Origin of the sequence: Bifidobacterium sp. UBA4282, assembly GCF_002394995.1 — a bacterium.
GTDB classification, from domain to species: domain Bacteria; phylum Actinomycetota; class Actinomycetes; order Actinomycetales; family Bifidobacteriaceae; genus Bifidobacterium; species Bifidobacterium pullorum_B.
In genome coordinates this window covers 1-6,065 of sequence record NZ_DGVO01000002.1, presented here as the reverse complement: position 1 = coordinate 6,065, position 6,065 = coordinate 1, and the positions used below count along the sequence as shown (strand labels likewise).

The window sequence follows — 6,065 nt, the reverse complement described above, 5'->3', positions numbered from 1 at the left end:
GTGGTGCGGAAGTAGAACTGCGGACGGTAGTTCGAGAAGAACGGCGAGTGACGGCCGCCCTCGTCCTTGGTCAGGACGTAGACCTCGGACTCGAACTTGGTGTGCGGGGTCACCGAACCCGGCTTGGCCACAACCTGGCCACGCTCGACGTCGGTACGGTTGATGCCACGCAGCAGCAGACCGGTGTTATCGCCAGCCTCGCACTCATCCATCTGCTTGTGGAAGGTCTCGATGGAGGTGACGGTGGTGGTCTGGGTCGGGCGGATGCCGACGATCTCAACCGGGGTGTTGATCGGGAGCTTACCACGCTCGACACGGCCGGTCACCACGGTGCCACGGCCGGAGATGGTGAACACGTCCTCGATCGGCATCAGGAACGGCTTGTCGAGATCATGCACCGGGGTCGGGATGTACTCGTCGACAGCCTTCATGAGCTCCTTGACGGCCTCAACCCACTTCTCGTGATCCGGGGCGTCATCATGCAGAGCGCCGTAAGCGGACACGTGGATGACCGGGCAGTCACGATCGAAGCCGTTCTCGTCGAGGAGGTCACGGACCTCTTCCTCAACGAGCTCGATGAGCTCCTCGTCCTCGACCATATCGCACTTGTTCAGGGCGACCAGGATCTTCGGAACGCCGACCTGACGGGCGAGCAGCACGTGCTCGCGGGTCTGGGCCATCGGGCCGTCGGTGGCGGCCACAACGAGGATGGCGCCATCCATCTGGGCAGCGCCGGTGATCATGTTCTTCACGAAGTCGGCGTGGCCCGGGCAGTCCACGTGAGCGTAGTGACGCTCAGCGGTCTGGTACTCGATGTGGGCGATGTTGATGGTGATACCACGCTGCTGCTCTTCCGGAGCGGCGTCGATCTGGTTGAAGTCGTAGGCCGGGTTGACATCCGGGTACTCTTCGTGCAGCACCTTGGAGATGGCGGCGGTCAGGGTCGTCTTGCCGTGATCGACGTGGCCGATGGTGCCGATGTTAACGTGCGGCTTAGTACGCTCGTACTTTGCTTTTGCCATTGTGTGTTGTCCTCCTGGACGTCTCGTAGTACTCCCCGGGCTTGTGGCCCGAGGCACTCGCTACATTGTACTGGGTTGCTGGGTTGTGTGCCACTTTGGTGCCCCGAACCCAGTCAGCGCTACAAAATTCTAGCGCTGACTGGAGACAGAAGCGACCATTATGGCTGCGCGTGTCACTCGCCGCGCTGGGCCTTGATGATCTCGTCGGAGACGTTCTTCGGAACCTCGGCGTACGAGTCCATCTGCATGGTGAACATGGCGCGGCCCTGGGTCTTCGAGCGCAGATCGCCGATGTAGCCGAACATCTCGGACAGCGGGACCTTGGCGTCGATGACCTTGACGCCGGTGGCGTCGGTCATGGACTGGATCTGGCCACGACGGGCGTTCAGATCGCCCATCACGTCGCCCATGTACTCCTCCGGGGTACGCACCTCGACGGCCATGATCGGCTCGAGGATGACCGGGTGAGCCTTCGGAGCCGCCTCCTTGAAGCACATGGAGCCGGCGATCTTGAAGGCCATTTCCGAGGAGTCGACGTCGTGGGTCTGGCCGTCGGTGACGGTGGCCTTGACGCCCACCACCGGGAAGCCGGCGAGGACGCCGGATTCCATGGCCTCCTGCACGCCCGCATCGATCGAAGGAATGAATTCCTTGGTGATGTGGCCGCCGGTGACCTCGTTGTGGAACTCGTAGGTCTCGCCGTTCTCGGTGTCGAGCGGCTCGAAGTTCATCAGGACCTTCGCGAACTGGCCGGAACCACCGGTCTGCTTCTTGTGCGTGTACTCCTGGTTCATGACAGCCTTGCGGATCGTCTCACGGTAGGCGACCTGCGGCTTGCCGACGTTGCACTCGACCTTGAACTCGCGGCGCAGACGGTCGACGATGATGTCGAGCTGGAGCTCGCCCATGCCGGAGATCAGGGTCTGGCCGGATTCCTCGTCGGTCTTGACCTGGAAGGTCGGATCCTCGTCGGAGAGCTTGGCCAGGGCGATGCCCATCTTCTCCTGGTCGCCCTTGGTCTTCGGCTCCACGGCCACCTCGATGACCGGATCCGGGAAGGTCATGGACTCCAGGGAAATCGGGGCCTTCTCGTCGCACAGGGTGTCACCGGTGGAGACGTTCTTCAGGCCCACGAAGGTGTAGATGTTGCCCGCGGAGGCACCGTCGACCGGGTTCTCCTTGTCGGCGTGCATCTGGAAGATCTTGCCGACGCGTTCCTTCTTGCCCTTGGTGGAATCGAGCACGTTGTCACCGGGCTTGACGGCGCCGGAGTACACGCGCACGAACACGAGCTTGCCGTAGAACGGGTGGGTCGAGATCTTGAAGACCAGAGCCGAGAACGGATCGGAGATGACCGGCTTGCGGTCGATCTCGATGGACTCGTCCTTCGGGTCGAAGCCGACGATGGACGGCACGTCCTCCGGGCTCGGCAGGAAGTCGACCACGGCGTCCAGCATCGGCTGCACGCCCTTGTCCTTGAACGCGGAACCACACAGCACCGGGTAGGCCTCACGGGCCACGGTCAGCTTGCGGATGCCGGCGCGGATCTCGTCCTCGCTCAGCTCGCCGGACTCGAGGTACTTCTCAAGCAGCTCCTCGTCGGACTCGGCGACCATGTCCAGCAGCTCGGCGCGGTACTGCTCGGCCTTGTCCTGCAGGTCGGCCGGGATGTCCACGGTGTCGTAGTGGGCACCCATGTCGTCCTTCACGTCGTTCCAGACGTAGGCCTTCATGCGGATCAGGTCCACGACGCCGACGAAGTCGTTCTCGGCGCCGATCGGCAGCTCGACGACCAGCGGGGTGGCACCCAGCTTGTCCTTGATGGTCTGGACGGAGTAGTAGAAGTCGGCGCCCAGCTTGTCCATCTTGTTGATGAAGCAGATGCGCGGGACACCGTACTTGTCGGCCTGACGCCACACGGTCTCGGACTGCGGCTCCACGCCCTCCTTGCCATCGAACACGGCGACGGCGCCGTCGAGGACGCGCAGCGAACGCTCGACCTCGGCGGTGAAGTCCACGTGGCCCGGGGTATCGATGATGTTGATCTGATACTTGTCCTCGGTGTCGTGGGTCTGACGGTTCCAGAAGCAGGTGGTGGCGGCGGACTGGATGGTGATGCCGCGCTCCTGCTCCTGCGCCATGAAGTCCATGGTCGAGGCGCCGTCATGGGTCTCGCCGATCTTGTAGTTCTTGCCGGTGTAGTACAGGATACGCTCGGTGGTGGTGGTCTTACCGGCATCGATGTGGGCCATGATGCCGATGTTGCGGACCTTGTTCAGGTCAGTGAGCACGTCTTGTGCCATGAGTGTTTTCCTTAGCTCTCGTTATCGAGTGATTACCAGCGGTAATGAGCGAACGCCTTGTTGGCCTCCGCCATCTTATGAGTATCCTCGCGGCGCTTGACAGAGGCGCCCAGGCCGTTGGAGGCGTCGAGGATCTCGTTGGCGAGACGCTCGGCCATGGTCTTCTCGCGACGGGCGCGGGAGAAGTCGGTCAGCCAGCGCAGCGACAGCGTGTTGGCGCGGGCCGGCTTGACCTCGACCGGCACCTGGTAGGTGGCGCCACCGACGCGGCGGGAACGCACCTCGAGGCTCGGACGAATGTTGTCCAGGGCGCGCTTCAAAACGGCGACCGGCTCCTGGTCGGTCTTCTCCTTGACCATATCGAGCGCGGAGTAGACGATGTCCTCGGCGATCGACTTCTTACCGTCCAGGAGGATCTTGTTGATGAGCTGGGCCACGACGGTCGAGCCGTAGATCGGATCGGGCAGCAGCTGATGCTTCTTGGCAGGTCCTTTACGCGACATATCTCTTACTTCGCCTTCTTTGCTCCATACAGGGAACGACCCTGCTTACGGTCCTTGACACCCTGGGTATCCAGCGCGCCACGCACGATGTGGTAGCGCACGCCCGGCAGATCCTTCACACGGCCGCCGCGCACGAGCACGATGGAGTGCTCCTGCAAGTTGTGGCCCTCACCGGGGATGTAGGCGGTGACTTCAACGCCCGAGCTCAGGCGCACACGAGCGACCTTACGCAGAGCCGAGTTCGGCTTCTTCGGGGTGGTGGTATACACACGGGTGCACACGCCGCGGCGCAGCGGGCTGCCCTTCAGGGCCAAAGTCTTCGACTTCTTCGGCTTGGCCTGACGTCCCTTACGGACGAGCTGTTCAATCGTAGGCAACTGAATTCTCCGATTCGTTGGTTGTTCTTCATCTGTGGAGCCGCCACACTGCGCCCACACCTCTCCCGAATCGGAAAAAGACAGCCCAGTCCACCGGCCCGATGGCCCCTCATCCTTCTGCCGCCGCATTGCTGCGCGCAATCTTGCGGATTCGGGGATGTCCCGCCCGTCCACACCTGTCACATAAGGCATGCCGGCGGCACACACGAATATCTAGGATACCAGCACTCCGGACAGCAGCCATGAGTGCGTGTCGTCGCACGCCCACTACAACACGCACGCCAAGCAGGCGGCTCAACGGCGTGTTGTCGCATCCGCACGACAACACGGCACCGGAAGGCGGTGGCCTATACCCCCTATGTCCCGGATTCCCGAATCGGGACGTGCGGATGTATACGACAAAGGCCCCGCCGAAGCGGGGCCTTGCTGGGGTGGATAACGCGGCTCGAACGCGCGACCTGCTGAACCACAATCAGCTGCTCTACCGACTGAGCTATATCCACCATGTGTGTCATCCGGTCTCCCGGATTCGCACAACAGATGGATACTATACAGGATTTTCCCGACAACGCGAATTCGGCGCGTCGCGCCGGTCCCGCACGACGGGAAACGGGGTCGATCACCCAGCCGCATACGCTAGAAACGCACACCGTCAACCAAGACATGTGCTGTTTCGTTCACTGCAACCGTATGCAATGAGCGCTACGAAACATTGGGTTTTCGCGGCACGAACAGGGTGGACAATGTGCGTTTTGCCGGGTATACTGAAAGCGGAGGCCGGAGTTATGGTCGGATGGGAATCCATCAGGCGGTAACGAAGCACCGATTCCTTAAGGTTCGTGCAACGCCTCCAATAACGCAACAGGCAGTGCCGGCGGACACGATGGAGATGGACGAGCAGGCAAGGTGACAGCAACGTCTGCCGGATGATGTGGATGGATAGTGGTATCGAGTGATGGTATTGGTTCCGCGCAGGACGGCGCGGCAGAACTGAAGATGATGACCTCCTTTCGCGGTGAGGGCCCGGGTCCCAAGGCAGGAACCCGGGCCCTCACCGTATATGCCGGGCGCATCCGAGGTCATAGACCGGCTTGAGTCAGGGAATATAAACCGGCACATAGGCCAGATCGAGGTTATAGGCACAGATCGTGCATCCGAGTCGGCCGCCGTATTGGCGCTCGGTGGCGATACACTGCACCTCGGTACCGCTTCCACCCACCGTTCAATCGACAAGGAGTCGACCATGCTGTCCTTCGAAAACGACTACTGCTGCGGCGCGCACCCCTCCATCCTGGAACGCCTCGCCGCCACCAACGCCACCCAGCATCCCGGATACGGTTCCGACGACGTCTGCGCCGCCGCCGCGGAGAAGATCCGCCGGGCCTGCGCCAGCCCCGAGGCCGACGTGCGGTTCCTGGTCGGTGGCACCCAGACCAACCAGACCATCATCGACGCCATCACCCCGCCCTACGCCGGCGTGGTGTCCGCGGACACCGGCCACGTCAACGTGCACGAGGCCGGCGCCATCGAGGCCACCGGACACAAGGTGCTCACGCTCCCCCACCACAACGGCAAGATCGACGCGGCCGAACTGCGCGACTACTGCACCACGTTCTACGCGGACGGCAACTATGAGCATATGGTCTTCCCCGGCACCGTCTACATCTCCCACCCCACGGAATACGGCACGCTGTATACGCTGGACGAGCTGGAGTCGCTGCGCGCGGTCTGCGACCGCTTCGGCATGAAGCTGTTCCTCGACGGTGCGCGTCTCGGATACGGCCTGACCGCCGACGGCACCGACGTCACGCTGCAGGACATCGCCCGCCTGACCGACGTCTTCTACATCGGCGGCACCAA

The 6,065-nt window shown here is 62.4% G+C and carries 5 protein-coding genes and 1 tRNA gene; 1 reads left to right on the top strand and 5 read right to left on the bottom strand.

The window, feature by feature from the left end; translation table 11 throughout:
• From tuf to B4C31_RS00060, 5 genes are all read right to left on the bottom strand, one after another.
• A partial coding sequence (gene tuf / locus B4C31_RS00080; protein WP_291530827.1) for an elongation factor Tu occupies positions 1–1,022 on the bottom strand: 1,022 nt, incomplete at its 3' end.
• A gap of 173 nt (positions 1,023–1,195) precedes the next feature.
• Positions 1,196–3,325: an elongation factor G gene (gene fusA / locus B4C31_RS00075; RefSeq protein WP_033509425.1), complete on the bottom strand. Its 2,130-nt coding sequence runs from the start codon at positions 3,323–3,325 to the stop codon at positions 1,196–1,198.
• A 32-nt stretch (positions 3,326–3,357) separates the two neighbouring features.
• Positions 3,358–3,828 carry a 30S ribosomal protein S7 gene (gene rpsG, locus B4C31_RS00070; protein WP_003813834.1) on the bottom strand — a complete coding sequence of 157 codons (471 nt, stop codon included), beginning with the start codon at positions 3,826–3,828 and terminating at the stop codon, positions 3,358–3,360.
• Between the two features lie 5 nt (positions 3,829–3,833).
• Complete coding sequence (gene rpsL / locus B4C31_RS00065) at positions 3,834–4,205, bottom strand: 30S ribosomal protein S12 (protein WP_003808601.1); 372 nt, start codon at positions 4,203–4,205, stop codon at positions 3,834–3,836.
• A 427-nt stretch (positions 4,206–4,632) separates the two neighbouring features.
• A tRNA-His gene (locus B4C31_RS00060) sits at positions 4,633–4,708 on the bottom strand.
• Between the two features lie 740 nt (positions 4,709–5,448).
• Between B4C31_RS00060 and B4C31_RS00055 the strand changes: the two genes are divergently transcribed.
• The coding region (locus tag B4C31_RS00055; RefSeq protein WP_291530826.1) for a threonine aldolase family protein at positions 5,449–6,065 on the top strand (617 nt) is incomplete at its 3' end.